Below are 21,302 nucleotides of genomic sequence, written 5' to 3'. Positions count from 1 at the left end.
GCACGCTAAGGCTGTTTTTTGGTGTTTGCCCCATTTCCCGGTTAAAGGTGGATTCGATCATGACCAAGCAGTTCGATATCTCGGCGACGCAAGCCTTCGAACATCCAGGGCCGACCCTGGCAGACACGCCGCTCAAAAAACCGTTGAAAGAGAGACTGCGGCCACTGTTGATGGTGGGTGTGCCCGCGCTCTTCGCTGCGGTCGGTTACGCCTGCTATCTGGTGGGCGAGCCCTTCGTTTCCACCGATAACGCCTACGCCCGGGTGGCGAAGGCTTCGATCAACGCGCGCATTTCCGGTCAGGTCGTCGACATCGCCGTCGAGGACAATCAGCCGGTTCGCAAGGGCCAGGTGCTGTTCCGGATCAATCCGGAGCCGTTCCAGATCGCTGTCAACCGTGCGCAGGCACAGCTAAGCGTCGCGCGGCTGCGCATCGACGGGCTCAAGGCCGGCTACCGGCAGCAGCAGGCGGAATTGCAATCGGCCAAGGCGTCGGCCGGCTTCGATCAAAAGGAGTTCGCCCGCAAGAAGGCGCTGGTCGCCAGTGAGTTCGTTTCCCGTGCCATCTATGAGCGTGCGGACACCGACCTGCAGGTTGCCCGGCAACGCATCGCGTCTATCGAACAACAGATCGCCAGTACGATCGTGGCCTTGAACGGTCACCCCGATATTGAAGTCGATCACCATCCGGCGGTGCGTGAGGCCCAGGCCCAGCTCGACGAGGCGCAGCTGTACCTGTCGTACGCGACGGTTTATGCACCTGACGATGGTGTTGTGGCCAAGGTCGATGACCTGCAGGTGGGCAACTATGTCACCAGCGGTGCCCCGGCATTTGCGTTGCTGTCCGATCGCCAGGTCTGGGTGGAGGCCAACTTCCGCGAAACCCAGGTAACCCATATGCGTCCCGGCCAGGAAGCCAGCATCCGTATCGATACCTATCCTGATCACGTCTTCAAGGCGCATGTGACCAGCATCAGCCCTGGCACCGGATCGGACTTCGCCCTGTTACCGCCGGAAAATGCGTCTGGCAACTGGGTCAAGGTGGTCCAGCGGGTACCGGTTCGGCTCGAACTGGATGAGATGGATCCTGCGTTGCCCCTGTTCTCGGGGACCAGCGCCACGGTCGAGGTCGATACCGGGTATCGCGCGCCCTGGTGGCATCCGCTCAAAGGTCTGTTAAGCGCAGGTAACTTCTGATGAACGCCAATCCTGTTGCAATACCGCCCGGAGAAGGTGCGGGCTCGCTGAGGTTCGCCGCATTGCTCGCGACCTATATGCAGTCAGCGAACCTGCCGTTGCCGAACTCGGCGCTCAGGTTCATTCAGGGCAGCTTGTCGATGACCGACGACCAGGCCGGCTGGATATTCACCGCCTACCTCGCGGCCAGCGCGATCACGTTGCCGATCGCCCAATGGCTCGCGGGTCGATACGGCTTGAAGCGCATTTATCAAGCCGCACTGGCCTTCTTCGTTCTTGGCTTGCTGCTTGCCACCCAGGCCACGACGCCGCTGGAGTTCGTCGGTGCGCGCATCATCCAAGGCGCTGCGAGTGGCGTGCTGGCACCGCTGTCGATGGCGATTGCCGTGGAGACGTTAGCCCCGGCACGGCGCGGGAAATTCGGCACGGTGTGGACGGCCATCGTGCTGTTTGGAATCGCCAGCGGCCCAAGCATCGGTGGATGGATCAGCGAACATTTCGGATGGCGCCCGATGTTCTACATCAGCGTGCCGTTATCGGTGTTCATCTTCCTGGTGATGGCGCTGTTGCTCGAAGAAAAGAAAGCAGGGAAAAGTCCGTCTTTCGACTTTTTTGGCTTTGGCACTTTCACCCTGGGTTTGATCAGCCTGCAAATGCTGCTCGACCGCGGTGAGCGCCTTGAATGGTTTGCCTCGACCGAGATCTGGTTGGAAGCGATGGGCTGTGCGCTGGGGCTTTACCTGTTCGTGGTCCACGTGCTGACCGCGAAGGTGCATTTCCTCAACAAGAGTTTGTTCAGGGACCGCAACTTCGTGCTGTCGACGATCATCTTTTTTGCCCTTGGATTCGTGTTGTTGTCGACCATGGCATTGACGGCGCCGATGCTCGATGAGCTGCTCGGATTTCCACCCGACACCACAGGTTTTCTGACGATCCCGCGAGGCGTCGGGCTGGTGGGCGCGTTTGTGCTGATGGGGCGTCTGTCCGATCGCATAGACCACCGGCCGTTCGTGGCGACAGGCATCGCCCTGGTGATTTATGCCAACTGGCTGATGCTGGGTTATTCGCCCTTGATGGACGGCTGGCCGGTGGCGGGTGCCGGGGCACTCCAGGGTGTTGGTCTCGGTGTGTTGATGCCGGCGATCAGCAAGGTGGCGTTCAGCACGCTCGACCCCAAGCTCCGTCCTGAAGGTACGGGCTTGTTCAATCTGGTTCGTGTTTATGGAAGCACGATCGGCGTTGCGATCGTGCAAATCTTCTTCTTCAACAACACCCAGGCGATGCACATGGCGCTGGCCAGCAATCTGACGCCTTTTCACGGCGCTGCGCATTTAGCGTCCGTGCAAACACTGGAGGGACTCAACGAAACGGTCACCCACCAGGCCGCTTTCATCGCCGTAATCGGCCAGTTCAAGATCCTGATGCTGGCGATGGTGGTGGTGTGCCCGCTGGTTGTGTTTCTTCGCAAACCCGTTCCGGCCAACTAGTTTTCGTGGAGTCTGCCAAATGAAAAGCTCAATCAACAGACAGCTGTTCCAGACGATGGTCGGGGCGCTGTCGGCTCTCATGCTGCTGTGTGCCTGTACCGTCGGCCCGGACTTCCAGATGCCGCCGCCGAGCCAGTCGCAGCACTACGACCAACAGGCCGAGCAGCGTCTCGGAGAGGGTGGCGACAAGGCTGGTGAACAGCAGATTGCCCTTGGCCATAAGGTCCGTGGGGACTGGTGGTCGGCCTTTCAGTCACCCAAGCTCGACAAGGTCGTACGTCGCGCCATCGACGGCAATCTCGAGCTGGTGGCGGCGGACGCAACCATTCGCCAAGCGGCGTCCTCCATCGCGGCAGCCGAGGGCACGCTGTATCCGCAGGTCGATTTTGCCGCCCAGGCGGGCCGTCAGCGGGTCCACAACGCGCCCGAGCCGGCCGTCTCCAATTTCTATGCGATCGGGCCACGGGTCGGCTTCGACCTTGATGTATTCGGCGGGAACAAACGGCGGGTCGAACACCAGCAAGCGTTTACCGAGCGGCAAAAGCATCGGTACGAAGCGGCGTACCTGACCCTGACGGGCGATGTCGCCAGCCAGGCCTTGTTGATGGCTTCGGCCAACGCGCAAATGCAAGCCGTCGAAAAGCTGCTGGCCAATGACGCGAAGAATCTCGAGCTGGTGCGCATGGCCCACCTTAACGGCGCCACCACCCGGATCGATGTATCGCTGGCCGAGACCCGGCTCGCCCAGGACCGCACGCTGCTGCCGCCCCTCGCGCAGCAGCGGGATTCGGCGCGCCACGCACTGGCGATCCTGACGGGTAACGGTCCTGCCGACTGGAGCGCGCCGGACTTCGATCTTGCCGAATTTGTCTTGCCGTCGAACGTGCCCGTCAGTTTGCCTTCGGCCATGGCTCACGATCGGCCGGATATACGCCAGGCAGAAGCCGAGCTGCACATAGCCAGCGCGGCGGTTGGCGTCGCGACGGCGAACCTGTATCCCCACGTCGAGCTTTCCGCCTTTGTGGCGCAGTCGGCTTCGGGCAATGGTGGCGCTGCACTGTGGGGGTTCGCGGCGGGGCTGGCAGGTCCGATCTTCGATGGCGGCACGCTCAAGGCCGAACGGCAGGCCGCCGTCGACGGCTATAAGGCAACGCTCGCCAGCTACCAGCAGACCGTCATTCAATCCTTCGGACAGGTCGCGGACACGCTGCAAGCCATCAATCATGACGCCGAACAGAACCTGGCGCAGGAAGATGCATTACGCGCGGCCGAAAGCAGTTTTCGCTTGAACCAGCAAGCCTACGCGCAAGGGGAGAACAGCATTCTCCAGGTACTCGAGGCAGAGCGTGCCTATGAGCAGGCGTTGCTGGGCCACATCAGAGTGAAGACCGCGCAGTACCTCGACACGGTGCGGCTGTACGTAGCACTGGGCGGCAATTCCATCGGCGTATTCGAGCAACGGGTTGCCGCCCGCGAAACACCGAACCGTTCGTATCAATAGCCACTGCGCCCCTGAGACTGGAGTACAGACATGTCATATGAAGCTTTTCACGATGCACTGCGCGACACCCGATTACCTCTGGTGCACGGATCAGGCGAGATGCCGGCCGTTGGATTTGGCACCTTGTTCCGCGATCTCTCGCTCACCACCCAAGCGGTCAAGGACGCTCTGGAAACAGGCTTTCGCCATTTCGATTGTGCGGAACGCTATCGCAATGAGGACCAGGTCGGCATTGCCATAAAGGAAATGATAGAAGCGGGGAAGGTCCGCCGGGAGGAGGTGTTCATTACTACGAAACTGTGGAATACCAACCATCGTCCCGAGCGAGTCGAGCCTGCTTTTGCAGCCAGTTGCCGACGGCTTCAAGTGGACTACATCGACTGCTATCTGATCCATACGCCCTTTGCTTTTCAACCCGGCGAGAACCAGGACCCAAGAGACGAACATGGGAACGTCATCTACGACCGAGGGGTGACGTTAATCGAAACCTGGTGGGCGCTTGAGCGCCTGGTGGATCAAGGCCGCTGCAAGTCCATCGGCCTGTCCGATATCACCCTGGAGGCTTTAAAGGTCATTGTGGCGGCGGCCCGGATCAAGCCGGCCGTGGTGCAGGTTGAAGCCCACCCTTATCTGCCTGAATGGGAGCTGTTGGAGTATTGCCAACAGCATGGAATCATCGTCCTCGCGTTTGCGCCACTCGGGCATGGCATGGCGCCGAACGTGCTGGAAGATGGGGTGATCACAGAGATCGCCCGGCGCTTGCGCAAAACCCCGGCGCAAGTTGCATTGGCCTGGTCGGTGCAGCGTGGAGTCGCGTTTCTGACCACCTCTGCAACACTGAGCCATATCCAGGAAAACTTTGATATTTCTACACTGCCTCACCGGGCAATGCACGAAATCAAGACGGATATTTCAACTCGGGTACGCTTCAACTCGGTAGTGGAAACCGGTGTGCCTGGATTCATTGCGCGAAAAAAGTGATGCAGAGTACAAGGGCGGTCTGATGCAGGACCGCTTGTTTTTTTCATCGGAAAGCTTGGGTTGAGGTAGGGCGATGGACGTTTTCCAAACCATGCGATTTTTTGTGGCGGTCGCCCAGAGCGGCAGTTTCACGGCGGCGGCCGAGCTGCTGGACACCAACACCACCAACGTTTCCAAAGCCGTTACCAGCCTGGAAGCCAGGTTGCAGACCCGCCTGATCAACCGCACGACCCGGCGCCTGGCATTGACCGAAGCCGGCATGCGTTATCTGCAACGCTGCGAGAGCATTCTTGACGAGGTACGGGAAGCCGATGAGGAAGCGGGCACTGCGCAGACCCTGCCCGTCGGCAGGCTGAAAATTCATGCGATGTCCGCCATTGGCAATCACTACGTGATCGATGCCATTGCCAAATACAGAGAGCTTTATCCCTCGGTCATGTTTGACCTGACACTGACTAATCGGCTGCCGGATTTGCTGGAGGAGGGGTATGACATGTCGATTGTGCTGGCGCGGGATTTACCCGACTCGGGATTTGTCGCTCAGCGACTCGGCATCACCTACAGCATTCTTTGCGCTTCGCCCGGGTACCTGAAGAAACGCGGAATACCTGATGCACCAAGTGCTCTCGGCGCACATGATTGCTTGAGGATCGTCAATACGGTGATGCCCGTCGAAAACTGGGCATTCCAGGGGCCGCAAGGGGTTGAAACAGTCAACGTGGCAGTGTCGCCCTTTCACATCAATACCGCCGATGGGATGACGGTGGCGATAGAACATGGAATGGGGATAGGCATTCAGCCTATTGCGTCTGCGGTCGATGGCCTCAGGGCGGGTAGCTTGGTTCGCGTGCTGCCGGACTATCATCTGGAAGAGTTGAATCTGTTTGCCATCTACCCGTCACGCAAATTCGTCGATGCAAAAATAAAGACGTGGGTGGAGTTTCTCAAGCGTTCCATTCCAGGCCTGTTGGCAGCCGATGACAAAATCGCAGGCTCGCCAAAAAAACGATAATAAATGTGCGGTTCATGATCTGGCAGACATGGAGTGTCGACCCTCCACCTTCCGCACCGTCCTCAACCGTTGGAGCAGCCAGTGCCCATCACTTGATATTCAAGTACATGGCGTTGACCGTGTGAGTCTTCATAGGTCATCTGCGCCGGAACCGGCCCGCACTGATCCGCAATCTCGGTCACCGTGATCACTTTGTCGATGTCGAGTGTTGTCCCGTAGGCGTAATGTTCGATCGGCGCCGTGCTGGCGCTGTCCGTTGAAGGGCTCTCATCTGCATGGGCCTGTACGCCGACCGTACCAAGAACGAGAAGAAGCGCAATTCTGGGGATTTTCATGATGGTCACCGTGTTGTTAAGGATTACTCGGCGATCGGGATGATTGAAATCACCTCGAAGATCGGAGTTTTCACCTTGCGAGCCAGTTGAGGCATGGTGTATTGGCTCACTCGGTAGACACGATGCTAAGTGTTCCCCCTGCGCTCAAATAGCGGCCTACGGGACAAACACTGTTGCCGGATTCCCCATGAATGGCGACTTCGACGTGTTGATGCCTGAACAGCGGGAGGGTTGGCCCTCCCGCTGCGGATCAGTCGCGGTAGACCGGGAAGTCACTGCACAACGCTGCGGCCTGTCGAGCGACATTGGCCTCGACATCGGCATCGCCGAGGTGATTGAGGATGTCGCAGATCCAGCCCGCCAGTTCGATACTCTGGGCTTCCTTGAAACCACGGCTGGTGATGGCCGGGGTGCCGATGCGCAAGCCGGAAGTCACGAACGGCGACTGCGGATCGTTCGGCACCGCGTTCTTGTTCACGGTGATCCCGGCGCGGCCGAGGGCGGCGTCGGCGTCTTTGCCGGTCAGTCCCTGGCGGACCAGGCTGACCAGGAACAGGTGGTTGTCGGTGCCACCGGACACCACGTCGTAGCTGCGGTCGATAAAGACTTTCGCCATCGCCTGGGCGTTGCGGATCACCTGCGCCTGATAGGTCTTGAAAGCGGGCTCCAATGCTTCCTTGAAGCACACGGCCTTGGCGGCGATCACGTGCATCAGCGGTCCGCCCTGGCCACCGGGGAATACCGCGGCGTTGAGTTTTTTCTCCAGTTCCGGGTTCGACCTGGCCAGGATCAAACCACCACGAGGGCCGCGCAGGGTCTTGTGGGTCGTGGTGGTGACCACGTCCGCGTACGGCAGCGGGTTCGGGTACAGCCCGGTCGCGACCAGCCCGGCGACGTGGGCCATGTCGACGAACAGGTAGGCACCGACTTTATCGGCGATCTGCCGGAAGCGCGGGAAGTCCAGGGTCTTCGAATAGGCCGAGAATCCGGCGATGAGCATCTTCGGTTTATGCTCGACGGCCAGGCGCTCGACTTCGTCGTAATCGATCAGCCCGGTCTTGGTGTCGATACCGTACTGCACCGCGTTGTAGAGCTTGCCGGAAAAGCTGACCTTGGCGCCGTGGGTCAGGTGGCCGCCATGGGCCAGGCTCATGCCCAGCACGGTGTCACCGGCCTGCAACAACGCCAGGTACACCGCGGCGTTGGCCTGGCTGCCGGAGTGCGGCTGGACGTTGGCGTAATCGGCGCCGAACAGCTGTTTGGCGCGATCAATGGCCAACTGCTCGACCACGTCGACATGCTCGCAGCCACCGTAATAACGCTTGCCCGGATAGCCTTCGGCGTACTTGTTGGTCAGACCGCTGCCTTGCGCCTCCATCACCCGTTGGCTGGTGTAGTTCTCCGAGGCAATCAATTCGATGTGATGCTCTTGCCGAGCGTCCTCGGCATTGATCGCCGCCAGCAGTTCGTCGTCGTAGCCTTTGATCTGGTCGTGCTTGCTGAACATGGTGGAGTCCTGTTTTCAGGGTGATGTAGACCCCTGTAGGAGCTGGCTTGCCAGCGAAGACGGCCTCAAGCTTCGCAGCGACCATGATGCCGCCTTCGCCAGCAAGCCGGCTCCTACAAGGGAGATGCGATTCCACGCAGATAATTTTTGTCGTTCTGATCAGCATGGCTTGAGGTTCATTAGCAAAGGTGGTGCCAATAAGATTTACTATATTTAAATCAAATAGATAGAGTGTTTATGTGAGGCATAACATATCTTTCTGTATTCAAATCAATACAGATGATTCGATAGCAAGAAGAGGGGCAGGAACCAAACGTAAAAAATACGGGGTCTAGAAGTAGGTGTATCGATTTAGATACGCTGTATCGATTTACAGACAGATCATTCGGCAACACAAATCTTGTGAGAGCGGGCTTTTAATTTGTCGATTCTACGGCTTGGTGGGAATCCCATACTTACGCAGTCGAATAGCAATCGCACTGTGCGAAGTCTGCAAACGCGCAGCCAATAGCCGGCTGGAGGGATAGCTGCGGTAAAGCTGTTCCAGCAGGTTCTTTTCAAAATCCCCGACGGCCGCCTCCAGGCTGCCGACCTCGCCGGCGTTCTGCCGCTCCATGGTCGTGCGGGCGATATCGAGGTCGTCGATGTCCACCAGCGGGTTTTCGCAAATGGCGGCGGCGCGGAAGATCACGTTCTGCAATTGCCGGACGTTGCCCGGCCAGCGGTTGCCGAGCAGCGCCGGGTAAGTCGCGGGCGCCAGGCGGCAGACCGGGCGCTGGATCTGTGCGCAGGCCTGTTGCATGAAGTGATTGGCCATCAGCAGGATGTCGTGGCCGCGTTCGCGTAACGCTGGCACTTGCAGGTTGAGTACATTCAGGCGGTAGAACAGGTCTTCGCGGAAGCTGCCTTCGCCGACCATTTTTTCCAGGTCGCGGTGGGTGGCGCTGAGGATGCGCACGTTGACCTTGACCTCGCGATCGCCACCCACCCGACGGAAGCAGCCATCGCTCAGAAAGCGCAGCAGCTTGGCTTGCAGGTAGGGCGACATTTCGCCAACTTCGTCGAGGAACACCGTGCCCTGGTCGGCCAGTTCCAGCAGGCCGAGTTTGCCTCCCCGTTGCGCGCCGGTGAAGGCGCCGGCGGCGTAGCCGAACAGCTCGCTTTCGGCGAGGCTCTCCGGCAGTGCCGCGCAGTTCAGGGCCAGGAAGGGCGCGTCACGCCGGGTACTGATGGCATGGCAAGCGCGGGCTACCAGTTCTTTGCCAGTGCCGGTTTCGCCCTGGATCAGCAGCGGCGCATCGAGGGTGGCCACCCGCTGGGCGCGGGCCTTGAGGGTACGGATCGCCGGGGATTCGCCCAGCAGCGCATCGAACCCCTCGGCATGGTCATGGTGCAGCGCCGAGAGGCGTTCGCCGATGCGGTTCGGTTGATACAGGGTCAGCAGGGCGCCGGCATCGCTGATCGGCATGGCGTCGAGCAGCAAGGTCTGGCCAGCGAGGCTGACCTCGTGCATGGGCAGGCGATAGGCGTGATCGATCAGCGTGCGTTGCAAGTCGGGATCATCGAACAGCGCCGTCAGCGGTTCGCCAGCCGGTTCACGGCCACACAAGGCGATCAGCGCTGGATTGGCCAGCAGCACATGGCCGCGGTCGTCCACCGCCAGCACCGGGTCGATGCTGGCCGCGAGCAACGCATCCAGTTGCAGGCGGCGACGTTGTCCCGGGAGGATGTCGACCAGGGTCACTGCCTGTACACCCTTCACGCCGAGCAACGCCTCGCGCAGTTCCTCCATCACGTCGGAACCGAGGGTCGGCGCATCGATGTACACGTTTGGCGGCACCATCTCGACGGCGTCCAGATTGAAACTGCGCCCGCCGAGCAGGGCCAGTACTTCCTGAGTGATGCCGACGCGGTCGATGAAGGTGACGTGGATGCGCATGACGAGCCTGCAAGGTGGTGGACGGGATAACTGCACCGATCAGTATGCCGGGCACTGTTCGATTGTGGCGAGCAGTGTCTGTCAGTTAACGGCTGCCTTGCGCGAACAGGCGGCCAGGTCCTCGAGAAAAGCTTGAAGGATCGGCGGCGGGGCAGTGCCGCGTCGGGTGATCACATCGAACGGCGACATCAGTTGCAGGCTGGTGGGCGCCAGCTGGTGCATTTCACCGGTCTTGACCCACTGGGTGGCGAAGTGCACCGGCAAGAACCCCAGGTAGGCACCGGAGATCAACAGGATGGCCAGCGCTTCGATGTTGTCCACGGTGGCCGCGGCCTTGCTCACGCCCAGGTGCTCCAGGTCGTATTGCTGCATGTAGCCCCTGACCACAATCCGGCTCGCGCCGAGCTCTTCGAGCAGTTCGTCACCTTCGGCCTGGCTGCCGTACAGCGGATGCCGCCGCCCGCAATACAGCCCCAGGGCTTCCTGATACAGCGGCGAATGCAACAACCCGGGAACGTGGATCGGGAAGTGTCCGATGGCCAGGTGCAGGCGACCGTCGAGCACCCGTTCTTCCAACTCCGCCGGGGTGCCGACGTATACGTTGAGGTGCACGTCGTGGCCCCGGGACACGAAGCGCTGGGTGGTGCGCGGCAGCGGCGAGTCCGGGTCGGTAATGGTGGTGTCAATGATGCCCAGGTTGAGCTTGCCGCTGATGTGCTGCTTGAGTACGTCGGCGTCCATGCAGAAATTTTCCACCGCCGAGAGCAGGCGCTGGGTCGCCTCATGGATCGCCACGCCTTGCTCGGTCAGGCGAAAGCCGCTGCGCCCCCGTTGGCAGAGCTTGACCCCGAGCCGGGTTTCCAGATGAGTCATCTGTTCGCTGATGGTCGACTGGCCGGCGTTCAACGCCGCCTGCGCGGCGGAAAATCCGCCGCACCTGACAATCGTGGCAAACACCCTGAGCAGTTTCAGATCGACATCGTGCAGCTGGATCACCTTGGACCTCCCGCAAATGGATGCATCGCTAACGCCGATATGAGTATCTGATGTTTAGCATTTTTTCCACGAAAACCTGCGCCCATAGTCACTCCAACGGCGGTCGCCTCCCAAGACCGCACCGCCAAAAACAACAATTGGAGATGCCCGACATGTCGAACAACGGTTATGAATCCGGCCGCCTGAACCTGCCATTCGTGGGGCACTGCACCTTTGGCAAATCCCCGGTGTGCACCGATTGGGATGCCCTCGAGGCCGACGTGGCAGTCCTTGGCGTCCCCAACGACATGGGCACCCAGTGGCGCTCCGGCGCCCGTTTCGGGCCTCGGGGGATTCGCGAGGCATCGACGCTGTTTTCCTTCGGCCATGCCGGTGCCTACGACCACGAAGATGACGTGATGTACCTGACCGCCGCCGACGTGCGCATGGTCGACGTCGGTGACGCCGACATCGTGCACACGGACATGGTCACCAGCAACCAGAACACCGAATACGCGGTGCGCAAGATCCTCGATGCCGGCGTCATGCCGGTTGTGCTCGGTGGCGATCACTCGGTGCACGCCCCGGTGATCAAGGCTTTCGAGGGGCGCGGTCCGATTCACATCATCCATTTCGATGCCCACCTGGACTTTGTCGACGAACGCCACGGCGTGCGCTACGGACATGGCAACCCGCTGCGCCGTGCTTCGGAAATGAACCACATCGTCGGCATGACCCAGATGGGCATCCGCAACGTGTCTTCCTCCAATCGCGACGACTACGAAGCGGCCCATGCGGCGGGCTCGAAGATCCTCTCGGTGCGCGACGTGCGGCGCCTGGGCGTCGACGGTGTGCTGGCGTTGATCCCGCAGAACATCAACTACTACATCACCATCGACATAGACGGTTTCGACCCTTCCATCGCCCCCGGCACGGGCACCCCCAGCCATGGCGGTTTTCTCTATTACGAAGTGCTGGAAATCATCCAGGCCCTGGCCAAGCGCAGCCAGGGCAACATCGTCGGCATGGACCTGGTCGAGGTGGCACCCGTCTATGACCCGACCGGCATGACCTCGATCCTGGCGGCGCAGCTGCTGCTCAACAGCATCGGCTTCATCTTCCACGAGCGGGCTCAGGCGCGTCACGTCATGAGCGCAACCACCACGGCTTCGGCGTGATCTGACCGCCGCATAGAGGGACTGAAAATGGACACGATCGTCAAAAATTACCTGCAGAAATTCGGCGTCTCCGAAGCCACCCAGACTTTCCTCGGCAAGGCGCAGAAAATGTTCATCGGCGGCGAATTTGTCGGCGCCAGCGACGGGCAGACCAGCGATGTTATCGAACCGTCGACCGCAGGCCTGATCACCCGGATTCCCATGGGCACCACCCACGACCTGGATCGCGCGGTGCAAGCCGCCCGCGCGCAATTCGACGGTGGCGCCTGGCGTCAGGCCAAACCGGCAGAACGCGAGCGCATGATGCAGCGCCTGGCCGACCTGATTGAAAGCAACGCCGCCGAGCTGGCCGAAATCGAATCGATCGACATGGGCAAGTCGGCGGCCTTTGCCCGGGATGTCGATATCCAGGGCACGGTCGATACCCTGCGCTATTTCGCCGGCTGGGCCACCAAGCTTCACGGCCGCACTGTCGAGCCCTCGCTGCCGGGCAACTACCTGGCGTACACCCGCAAGGAAGCGGTGGGCGTGGTCGGCGCCATCGTGCCGTGGAATTTCCCTCTGCAGACCATGGCCTGGAAGCTTGGCGCCGCGTTGGCAACCGGTTGCACCGTGGTGGTCAAACCGGCCGAACTGACCTCGCTGTCGGCCTTGCGATTCGCTGAACTGGTGCAGGAAGCCGGCATCCCGGACGGGGTAATCAACATCGTCACCGGTCGCGGCAGTGTGGTCGGCGCGGCCATGGCCACCCATCCGGGCATCGACAAGCTGACCTTCACCGGGTCGACCCCGGTCGGTCGCACCGTCGGCCGCGCGGCGCTGGACGAAATGAAGCGACTTACCCTGGAACTCGGAGGAAAATCACCGGTAATCGTCCTGGCTGACGCGGACGTGAAAGCCGCCGCCCAGGCCATCGCCAACGGCGTGTTCTTCAACTCGGGCCAGGTGTGCGATGCCGGCACGCGGGCTTATATTCATCGCAGCGTCTACGACGAATTCCTGCGCGAACTGATCGCCTGCACAAGGACCTTGAAGATGGCGCCGGGCCTGGATCCGGATTGCTTCATCAGCCCGCTGGTCTCGGCGTTGCAGCAGCAGCGAGTGACCGACTACATCGAAATCGGCAAGCAGGAAGGCGCCGAACTGGTCTATGGCGGGCAGCCTGTGGAGGGCCCCGGTTTCTTCGTCGAGCCGACCATTTTTGCCCATTGCCGCAACGACATGCGCATTGTCCAGGAAGAGATCTTTGGCCCGGTGCTGGTCACCGCACCGTTCGACGATGAGGAAGAGGCTCTGGCCCTGGCCAATGACTCGCCTTATGGCCTGGCGGCGGCACTGTACTCCAATGACCTTGGAAAGGTGCACAGCCTGATCCCGCGGTTGAAAGCGGGGTCGGTCTACGTCAACGCCCACGGCACCCTCGATCCGTCGATGCCGTTTGGAGGCTACAAGCAGTCCGGTTTCGGCAAGGACCTGGGCGCGGAGCAGCTCGATTATCTGCTCGAAACCAAGGCGGTCTGGATCACGCTGCCCTGAGTCGCGGCGGATGCTTTGAAGGAACGCAATTCCTGTAGGAGCAAGCTTGCTCGCGATAGCGTAGGGACAGGCGCAGATGCAGTGACGGATAAGGCCTCATCGCGAGCAAGCTTGCTCCTACAGGGGGGCGTCGTTCACCGAAAAGAATGCAGTTATCTCGTCATGATCTTCCAAAAACAAGAGCCCATCATGAACATTGACGCCAAAGCCACCCCCAGCCTGTCCATCCTCGACGACAAACCCATAGTCGAAGGCCATTCGATCGATTTCATCCCGGAGGCCGAGCGCACCGACAAATTGTCGAGCCAGGGCCCGTTCTGGTTCCTCGGCAACTTCACCTTCTTCACCATGACCATCGGCTTCGTGGGCCCGAGCGTCGGTCTGACCGCTTTGTGGACCACCCTCGCCGGGACGCTGGGCATCATGTTCGGCACGCTGTTCATGGCCTTTCACGGTTCCCAGGGCCCGCACCTGGGGCTGCCGCAGATGATCCAGTCCCGTGCGCAATTCGGCTATCGCGGAGTGATTCTGGTGCTGCTGGCGACGCTGTTCGTGTTCGCCGGGTTCAACATCGTCAACCTGGTGTTGATGATGCAGGGCCTGCACACGCTGTTCGGCTTCAACCCCATTGTAGTGGCGGTGGCCGTGACGGTGCCGGCCGCCGTCCTGGCGATTCTCGGTCACGACTGGATGCACCGCAGTTTCAAATGGGCGTTGTTCCTGTCGCTGCCGCTGTACGGCCTGGTGACCCTGGCGGTGCTGATGGGTTGGGTGCCCGACGCGCCGATGCCGGTACTGGCCGCCGGCGAAGTGGCCCCGGCACCCTTGGGTTTCAACTGGACCGGTTTCATCGCCCAGTTCGCCGCCGCAGCGAGCTACAACATCGCCTACGCGCCTTATGTGTCCGACTATTCGCGCTACCTGCCGAAGAACACCTCCAGCGGTAAATTGATCGCGGTGGTGTTTCTCGGTGCCTCGTTGTCCGGTGCCTGGATGATTTCCGTGGGGGGCTGGCTGGCCGATCACCTGCATTCCACCGACGTGCTGGTCGCCCTTGGCCAAGTGGGCAACACCGTGTCGCCGTTCATGGGCACGGCCGTGGTGGTGGTCACGATCCTGGCGTTCCTGCCGGTGATCGCGATGAACATCTACAGTGCCAAGCTGACCACCTTGACCTGCGTCGACTCGATCAAACACATCGAGCCGACCCGCAAGGCACGGATCCTGGCGATCGCTTTCGTGATCCTGTTGCAACTGGGCGTGGCCCTGAGCATCCAGAGTTCGGGCAAAGGCCTGTCGGTGCTGGGGATCTACCTGGTGGTGATGCTGTACTTCCTGGTGCCCTGGACCTCGGTCAACCTCACCGACTATTTCTTCGTGCGCAAGGGCCGCTACGCCATACCGCACTTCTTCATGCCCCACGGCAACATCTACGGCAGCTGGGGCCTGCGCGGCATCGCCGCCTATGCCATCGGCTTCATCTCGATGATCCCGTTCTTCTACATCTACGACGGCGTCGAGCAGCGCGAGGTCTATGTCGGCCCGCTGGCCAGGGCGCTCGGCAGCATCGACATCGCCTGGCTGGTCGGGCTGATCGTTTCGGGGCTGGCGTACTACTGGCTGAGCCGCTCGATCGACCTCAAGCGCGAAGAAACCGTCATCCAGCACATCGAAAGAACATCCCCGCAATACACCACCGGTGACCGGCTGACCAAGCCTTCGTTGCCGGTATTCAACGAATCGACGGCCGGGAGATAATCATGGCTACGCAAAAATACGACTACATCATCATCGGTGCAGGCTCGGCCGGTTGTGTGTTGGCCAACCGCCTGAGCGAAGACCCGGCCACTTCCGTGCTGGTATTGGAATTCGGTGGCAGCGATCGCAGCGTGGTGATCCAGATGCCGAGTGCGTTTTCGATTCCGATGAACACCAAGAAGTACAACTGGCGCTATGAAACCGAGCCGGAACCTTACCTCAACGGCCGGCGCATTCACTGCCCCCGCGGCAAGGTGCTGGGTGGCTCGTCGTCGATCAATGGCCTGGTGTACATCCGCGGCCATGCGTATGACTTCGACGAATGGGAATCCCTCGGCGCACAGGGTTGGGGCTACCGCAATTGCCTGCCTTACTTCAAGCGGGCCGAGCATTACGAGGAGGGCGGTGACGGCTATCGCGGCAGCACCGGCCCGTTGCACACCACCAACGGCAATCACATGAAAAACCCGCTGTATGGCGCCTGGGTCGACGCCGGTGCCGAAGCGGGCTACATCAAGACCGAGGACTGCAACGGCTTCATGCAGGAAGGTTTCGGCGCCATGCACATGACGGTGAAGAATGGCGTGCGTTGCTCCACCGCCAACGCCTATCTGCGCCCGGCCATGGGCCGTCCGAACCTGACCGTGATCACCCACGCGATGACCCGCCAGATCATCCTTGAAGGCAAACGTGCCGTCGGCGTCGTGTACGATCACGAAGGCCAGACTCACCAGGTTCATTGCAACCGTGAGGTGCTGATTTCCTCGGGGCCGATCGGCTCACCGCACCTGCTGCAACGTTCCGGCATCGGCCCGGCCGAGGTCCTGCGCAAAGCCGGGATCGGCGTGCGCCATGACCTGCCGGGGGTAGGGGAGAATCTGCAGGACCACGCCGAGGTCTACATCCAGTTCGGCTGCAAGGAACCGGTGACGCTCAACAGCAAAATGGACCCGCTGAGCAAGCTGATGATCGGTCTGCGCTGGCTGTTGTTCAAGGACGGGCTTGGCGCCACCAACCATTTCGAGGCCGGTGGTTTCATCCGCTCGGACAAGGGGCTGCGCTGGCCGGACATTCAGTTCCATTTCCTGCCGGCGGCCATGCGCTACGACGGCAACAAACCGATCAAGGGCCACGGTTTCATGGTGCTCACCGGGCCGAACAAACCCAAGAGTCGCGGTTATGTACGGGTGCGGTCGGCGGACCCCTACGAGCATCCGGAAATTCAGTTCAACTACCTGCAACGGGAAGAGGATCGCAAAGGGTTCCGCCGCTGCATTCGCCTGACCCGGGAGATCATCGGCCAGCCGGCGATGGACCGCTTCCGCGACGGGGAGATCGCACCGGGGCCGCAGGTCAATACCGATGAAGAGATCGACGCCTTCGTCCGCGAGAATCTGGAGAGCACTTACCATCCGTGCGGTTCTTGCCGGATGGGCGAAGACGACATGGCGGTGGTGGATTCCGAGTTGCGGGTGCGGGGTATCGCGGGTCTGCGGGTGATCGATTCGTCGGTGTTCCCGACCGAACCGAACGGCAACCTCAATGCACCGACCATCATGTTGGCCGAGCGCGCCTCGGATCTGGTTCGCGGGCGGAGCATGCTGCCGGCGTCCGATGCACCGGTGGGCCTGGTGGCGGATTGGGAAAACAGTCAGCGATCGACCTTGCCGGGCCGCAATGTGAGGGTTTGATTCAGGCCTTCGCAATGCGATTGCCATGGCTGAAGGAGATCCCCTGTAGGAGCTGGCTTGCCAGCGAAGGCGGTGGGTCAGCTACATTGACGTTGCTTGACACTCCGCTTTCGCTGGCAAGCCAGCTCCCACAGGGGTTTGTGTAAGTTAACGATAACGCGTGTTTGCTGGTTAAACGCGGCGCTCTTTAGTCCATCGCGAGCAAGCTCGCTCCCACAGGGGTTTGTGTAAGTTAACGATAACGCGTGTTTGCTGTTAAACGCGGCGCTCTTTAGTCCATCGCGAGCAAGCTCGCTCCCACAGGGGTTTGTGTAAGTTAACGATAACGCGTGTTTGCTGTTAAACGCGGCGCTCTTTAGTCCATCGCGAGCAAGCTCGCTCCTACAGGGTTTGTGTAAGCCGAGGATTCGGCTTACATCACTTCAACACCAACAACCGATAAACCCCGCCCTCGCATTCGATCCCATGGGTGTCATGGGTGAAGCCGGGAAAGGATTTGTCGAAGCTTTCCAGCGCCCTGAGATAGGCCAGCAACGGCCCGTCCGCCGGCCCTGCGTTCTCACCCGGCATCAACAACGGAATGCCCGGTGGATAGGGCACGATCCCGGTCGCGACGATGCGCCCGGCGGCTTCTTCCAGGGTCACCAGCTCGACCTGATTCTTCACCAGCTTCTCGTACGCCTCCACCGGACTGAATTCCGCCTGCGGCAGCATGCCGAACGCCTGGGCCATGGTTGCCGTGGTCCTGTGTTGCTTCATGGCGGTAAAAATGTCCGTGGCGAGGTCCTTGAGGCCCATGCCGGCATAGCGTTGCTGGTTGGCGCTCAGCAGGTCCGGCAAGCACAGCTCGAGTTCGAGGTTGTCGTCATAGTCGCGCTTGAAGTCGAGCAGGGCGTTGACCAGAGTGCCCCATTTGCCTTTGGTGATGCCGATGGAGAACAGAAACAGGATGGTGAAGTCGGTGGTTTTCTCTACGACGATGCCCTGGCGTCCGAGGTAGGCGGTGAGGACGCAGGCGGGGATGCCGACGTCCAGCAGGTGGCCGTCGTCGCCCATGCCGGGGCTCAGCACCGAGACCTTGATCGGGTCGAGCATGCAGTAGCCTTCCTCGATGTCGCCGAAACCGTGCCACACCTCGTTCGGGTGCAGCACCCAGCAGTCCGGCTCGGTTTTCAACAGCACCGGATCGACTTCATGGAAGGGTATCGCCGCGCCACCCACCTGCACTGACGGCGGCTGCCAGCAGCTGAAAAACCACTCATCCTTGCCCCGCATCTCGTGATTCATGCGCGAGATCACCTGGCGGAAGGCGATGGCTTCCTCGATGGATTCGGTGGTCAGGATCTGCCCGCTTGGCGCTTCCATCATCGCCGAGCTGACGTCGCAGGAGGCCATGATCGCGTAGTTGGGCGAGGTCGAGGCGTGCATCATGAACGACTCGTTGAAGCGCCCGTGCGGGATAGGGTTGCGGCCGTTGCGCACATGGATCATCGAAGCCTGGGACAGCGCGGCCAGCAGCTTGTGAGTCGATTGGGTGGCGAACACGGTCGGGCGCGACTCATCGTGATCGTCCGGGCTGCCGTGCATGGCGAAGCGGTCACGGTACAGTGGGTTGAACCGCGCATAACCGTACCAGGCTTCATCGAAATGCAGGCGGTCGACACTCTGGCCCAGCAGCTCTTCGACCCGGGTAACGTTGTAGGTCAGGCCGTCGTAGGTCGAATTGGTAATGATGGCGTGGATCGGCGTCGGGTCGATACCGTCCTTGACCAGCAGGTTCTCGGCAATGGCGGCTTTCACGCTGGCGGCGCTCAGGGTCTGCGGCAGGATCGGGCCGATGATGCCGTAGCGATTACGGGTCGGCACCAGGTACGTCGGAATGGCCCCGGACAAGGTCATCGCGTGCTCGGCGGATTTGTGGCAATTACGGTCGCACAGCGCGATCTGGTTGCGAGTGACGCTGGCCATGAGAATGACCCGGTTGGACGTCGATGAACCGTTGGTCACGTAATAAGTGCGGTGCGCGCCAAACACCTTGGCGGCATAACGCTCGCCCTGGCCGATGGGGCCGCTGTGATCGAGCAGCGAGCCCAGTTCGCCGACCGAGATCGACAGGTCCGAACGCAGCAGGTTTTCCCCGAAGAACTCGTAGAACGCGCGGCCCGCCGTGCTCTTGAGAAACGCCGTGCCACCGGCATGTCCAGGAGTGTGCCAGGAGTATTCATAGCTGCGGGAAAACTTCAGCAACGCGCCGAACATTGGCGGCAGCACGGCTTGCCGGTAGCGTTCGATGGCGGCCAGGATGCGCCCGCTGAGGAAGCGGCTGGTGTCCTCGGGCAGCCAGATGAAGTCGTCGGCGTGCTGCATGACCACCAGCGGGATGCTCGACGCGGTGCTGCGGTCGCTGATCAGGAACACCGGCACCCGGGTGTTGCGTTCGCGCAGGTTGGTCAGCAATTTGATGCATTCTTCATGACCTTCGCTGTCGTCCATTTCCCAGCTGAGCAACACGCATTGAATCGCCGGATCCGAATGCAGGATCGAGGTGGCGTCGCTCAGGCTTTCCGAGACCAGCACGCTGATCGAGCGTTCTTCCACGTCGCTGATCAACTGATTCAGGGCGCGGCCAAATACGGTTCTCTTGTCCGGCGGACTGCTCACCAGCAGCGTGAGCATGCCTAGCAAATGTCTATATTCCGTCATGATTGAATCTCCAGAGTGACTGTTTGCAAACGGTTGACCGGCAGCGGCTCGCCCGTGAGGTGTTGAGCGCTGACGGTCTGCGTCGGGACGCTGTTATTGAGCGCTTCGAGGCGGATCAGGCGGTTGTTGACGAAGCCGAACAGCGTGTAACCGAAAATGGTCGCCACGCCGCCAAGCATCAGCGCCTGCTCGCCCGAGCTGTACAGCGCCAGATAGCTATAGGCCGCCGCGATCAAGGCAATGATGTTGGTGGCCAGTGCCTTGTTTGGCGGCACGTTGGAGACCTTTTGCATGGTCACCAATGCCGCCATGGACAGGATGTATGGAATCAGGTTGGTGACTACTGCAAGGTTGACCAGAATGTCGAACTGCTTGCTCAAGTCCGGGCTGATGGTAAGAAACCCGAGCGCCGTCTGGGCCGCCAGCAGAATCAACATGCCGACAATCGGTGTCCCGGCCTTGTTGGCCTTGGCGAAGATCGGCAGGAAGTAACCGGTGTCCGCCGAGCTTTTGAACACCTGGGCGATGGTGAATTGCCAACCCAGCAGCGAACCGACGCAGGCCAGCACCATCGCCGCCATCACGATGTCGCCCACCAAAGGGGTGAACATCTTGGCGAACACCAGCCCGAACGGCGCGGTGGAGGAGGCCAGTTCCGGGTTGTCGACGATGCCGGCGATGACGTTGGTGGAGACGATGTAGATCACCGCCGCGCCGAGGGTTCCACCGAGTACGGCGATCGGCACGTTCTTCTCCGGATTTTCCACTGCGTCTGTGTTGGCGCACGCCGACTCCAGCCCAAGGAACGCCCACAAGGTAATCGCCACGGATGCGCCCGCGGCTTCCAGCCAGCCCATGTTGTGCGGGTTCCAGCCGGCCACGTAGACGCTGCTGTCGAACCAGAACCAGCCGATGGTGGAGACCAGCACCACCGGCGCGATCACACCCCAGACCGTGATCGCGCCGATCCGCCCGGTAATCCGCGCGCCACCGAAGTTGGCAAAGGTGGTGAGCCATAACAACGCGATGGTCGCCAGGCCCACTTGCAGCGATCCCAACTGCACGTCGAACAGCACCTGGATATAACCGACCGCAGTAATACTGATGGCCACGTTGGCGATCAACAGCGAGAGGCCATAGGTGTAGTTGGTCAGGTAGTTACCGGCCTTGCCGAAGGTGTACTCGGCGTAACCGCCCATGCCCCCGGTCTTGCGACTGAGCATGCCGCAGCGCGCAAAGGCATAGGCCAGCGCCAGGGAACCGGTGGCCGTGATCAGCCAGGACAGGATGGAAATACCGCCGACTTCGGCCAGTTTGGTCGGCAACAACACAATGCCTGAGCCCAACATATTGACGGCTGTCAGCATCGTCAGCTGCCCCACGGTCATTTTCTTCGCGACTGACATTCCGTTGCCTCTGTGGATTGCGGTTGGAAACGTTAGCTATAGCCAAGGTTTGAAATCCCGCAAGAAACGTCCGCAGGACATAGAGAAAACAGGCTAT

At 60.8% G+C, this 21,302-nt stretch carries 15 protein-coding genes; 9 read left to right on the top strand and 6 right to left on the bottom strand.

Annotated features, from left to right (window positions below; translation table 11 throughout):
• Positions 1-59 precede the first annotated feature (59 nt).
• The 5 genes from J2W17_RS09720 (at position 60) to J2W17_RS09700 (ending at position 6,177) form a co-directional block, all read left to right on the top strand.
• The gene (locus J2W17_RS09720; protein WP_307332957.1) at positions 60-1,196 is read left to right on the top strand and encodes an HlyD family secretion protein; all 1,137 of its coding nucleotides are present in this window, start codon (positions 60-62) and stop codon (positions 1,194-1,196) included.
• Positions 1,196-2,683 carry an MDR family MFS transporter gene (locus J2W17_RS09715; RefSeq protein ID WP_307332954.1) on the top strand — a complete coding sequence of 496 codons (1,488 nt, stop codon included), beginning with the start codon at positions 1,196-1,198 and terminating at the stop codon, positions 2,681-2,683. The genes J2W17_RS09720 and J2W17_RS09715 overlap by 1 nt, the downstream gene beginning before the upstream one ends.
• A 19-nt stretch (positions 2,684-2,702) precedes the next feature.
• Positions 2,703-4,184, top strand: coding sequence for an efflux transporter outer membrane subunit (locus J2W17_RS09710; RefSeq protein WP_307332952.1), 1,482 nt, complete (start codon positions 2,703-2,705; stop codon positions 4,182-4,184).
• A gap of 30 nt (positions 4,185-4,214) precedes the next feature.
• Positions 4,215-5,165, top strand: coding sequence for an aldo/keto reductase (locus J2W17_RS09705; protein WP_307332951.1), 951 nt, complete (start codon positions 4,215-4,217; stop codon positions 5,163-5,165).
• Positions 5,166-5,238: 73 nt separating this feature from the next.
• Positions 5,239-6,177, top strand: a complete 939-nt coding sequence (locus J2W17_RS09700; protein ID WP_307332950.1) for a LysR family transcriptional regulator — start codon at positions 5,239-5,241, stop codon at positions 6,175-6,177.
• Positions 6,178-6,239: 62 nt separating this feature from the next.
• Here J2W17_RS09700 and J2W17_RS09695 read toward each other — a convergent pair whose 3' ends face one another.
• The 4 genes from J2W17_RS09695 to J2W17_RS09680 all read right to left on the bottom strand — a co-directional run bounded on the left by J2W17_RS09695 (position 6,240) and on the right by J2W17_RS09680 (position 10,954).
• Positions 6,240-6,512 (bottom strand): DUF2790 domain-containing protein, encoded by a 273-nt coding sequence (locus J2W17_RS09695; protein ID WP_307332947.1) that lies wholly within the window; start codon positions 6,510-6,512, stop codon positions 6,240-6,242.
• Positions 6,513-6,762: 250 nt separating this feature from the next.
• Positions 6,763-8,019, bottom strand: a complete 1,257-nt coding sequence (gene glyA / locus J2W17_RS09690) for a serine hydroxymethyltransferase (RefSeq protein WP_307332945.1) — start codon at positions 8,017-8,019, stop codon at positions 6,763-6,765.
• A gap of 430 nt (positions 8,020-8,449) precedes the next feature.
• On the bottom strand, positions 8,450-9,958 hold the full coding sequence (locus J2W17_RS09685; protein ID WP_307332943.1) for a sigma-54-dependent transcriptional regulator: 1,509 nt from the start codon (positions 9,956-9,958) through the stop codon (positions 8,450-8,452).
• Between the two features lie 81 nt (positions 9,959-10,039).
• Positions 10,040-10,954: a LysR family transcriptional regulator gene (locus J2W17_RS09680; RefSeq protein ID WP_307332939.1), complete on the bottom strand. Its 915-nt coding sequence runs from the start codon at positions 10,952-10,954 to the stop codon at positions 10,040-10,042.
• Positions 10,955-11,106: 152 nt separating this feature from the next.
• On the opposite strand from J2W17_RS09680, the gene speB reads away from it, so the two are divergent.
• From speB to betA, 4 genes are all read left to right on the top strand, one after another.
• Positions 11,107-12,111, top strand: coding sequence for an agmatinase (gene speB / locus J2W17_RS09675; protein ID WP_307332937.1), 1,005 nt, complete (start codon positions 11,107-11,109; stop codon positions 12,109-12,111).
• Positions 12,112-12,138: 27 nt separating this feature from the next.
• Positions 12,139-13,647 (top strand): aldehyde dehydrogenase family protein, encoded by a 1,509-nt coding sequence (locus J2W17_RS09670; RefSeq protein ID WP_307332935.1) that lies wholly within the window; start codon positions 12,139-12,141, stop codon positions 13,645-13,647.
• Positions 13,648-13,836: 189 nt separating this feature from the next.
• Positions 13,837-15,405, top strand: coding sequence for a purine-cytosine permease family protein (locus J2W17_RS09665; protein WP_307332933.1), 1,569 nt, complete (start codon positions 13,837-13,839; stop codon positions 15,403-15,405).
• Positions 15,406-15,407: 2 nt separating this feature from the next.
• Positions 15,408-17,096 carry a choline dehydrogenase gene (gene betA / locus J2W17_RS09660; RefSeq protein ID WP_307332931.1) on the top strand — a complete coding sequence of 563 codons (1,689 nt, stop codon included), beginning with the start codon at positions 15,408-15,410 and terminating at the stop codon, positions 17,094-17,096.
• 417 nt (positions 17,097-17,513) lie between these two features.
• Here the strand turns inward: betA and J2W17_RS09655 are convergent, their stop codons facing one another.
• On the bottom strand, positions 17,514-19,799 hold the full coding sequence (locus tag J2W17_RS09655) for an Orn/Lys/Arg decarboxylase N-terminal domain-containing protein (protein ID WP_307332929.1): 2,286 nt from the start codon (positions 19,797-19,799) through the stop codon (positions 17,514-17,516).
• On the bottom strand, positions 19,796-21,205 hold the full coding sequence (gene potE, locus J2W17_RS09650; RefSeq protein ID WP_307332926.1) for a putrescine-ornithine antiporter: 1,410 nt from the start codon (positions 21,203-21,205) through the stop codon (positions 19,796-19,798). Before potE ends, J2W17_RS09655 begins: the two co-directional genes overlap by 4 nt.
• Positions 21,206-21,302 lie beyond the last annotated feature (97 nt).

The organism is Pseudomonas lini, from assembly GCF_030812475.1.
In the GTDB taxonomy this organism is placed as follows: Bacteria; Pseudomonadota; Gammaproteobacteria; order Pseudomonadales; family Pseudomonadaceae; genus Aquipseudomonas; species Aquipseudomonas lini_A.
This window is presented reverse-complemented; position numbering and strand designations above follow the sequence as displayed.

Bases quoted from the DNA above. Each gene is read 5' to 3' on its own strand.
- J2W17_RS09685 (WP_307332943.1), bottom strand. From the start codon at position 9,958: ATGCGCATCCACGTCACCTTCATCGACCGCGTCGGCATCACTCAGGAA.
- J2W17_RS09695 (WP_307332947.1), bottom strand. From the start codon at position 6,512: ATGAAAATCCCCAGAATTGCGCTTCTTCTCGTTCTTGGTACGGTCGGC.
- potE (WP_307332926.1), bottom strand. From the start codon at position 21,205: ATGTCAGTCGCGAAGAAAATGACCGTGGGGCAGCTGACGATGCTGACA.
- glyA (WP_307332945.1), bottom strand. From the start codon at position 8,019: ATGTTCAGCAAGCACGACCAGATCAAAGGCTACGACGACGAACTGCTG.
- J2W17_RS09700 (WP_307332950.1), top strand. From the start codon at position 5,239: ATGGACGTTTTCCAAACCATGCGATTTTTTGTGGCGGTCGCCCAGAGC.
- J2W17_RS09670 (WP_307332935.1), top strand. From the start codon at position 12,139: ATGGACACGATCGTCAAAAATTACCTGCAGAAATTCGGCGTCTCCGAA.
- betA (WP_307332931.1), top strand. From the start codon at position 15,408: ATGGCTACGCAAAAATACGACTACATCATCATCGGTGCAGGCTCGGCC.
- J2W17_RS09715 (WP_307332954.1), top strand. From the start codon at position 1,196: ATGAACGCCAATCCTGTTGCAATACCGCCCGGAGAAGGTGCGGGCTCG.
- speB (WP_307332937.1), top strand. From the start codon at position 11,107: ATGTCGAACAACGGTTATGAATCCGGCCGCCTGAACCTGCCATTCGTG.
- J2W17_RS09665 (WP_307332933.1), top strand. From the start codon at position 13,837: ATGAACATTGACGCCAAAGCCACCCCCAGCCTGTCCATCCTCGACGAC.
- J2W17_RS09720 (WP_307332957.1), top strand. From the start codon at position 60: ATGACCAAGCAGTTCGATATCTCGGCGACGCAAGCCTTCGAACATCCA.
- J2W17_RS09655 (WP_307332929.1), bottom strand. From the start codon at position 19,799: ATGACGGAATATAGACATTTGCTAGGCATGCTCACGCTGCTGGTGAGC.
- J2W17_RS09710 (WP_307332952.1), top strand. From the start codon at position 2,703: ATGAAAAGCTCAATCAACAGACAGCTGTTCCAGACGATGGTCGGGGCG.
- J2W17_RS09705 (WP_307332951.1), top strand. From the start codon at position 4,215: ATGTCATATGAAGCTTTTCACGATGCACTGCGCGACACCCGATTACCT.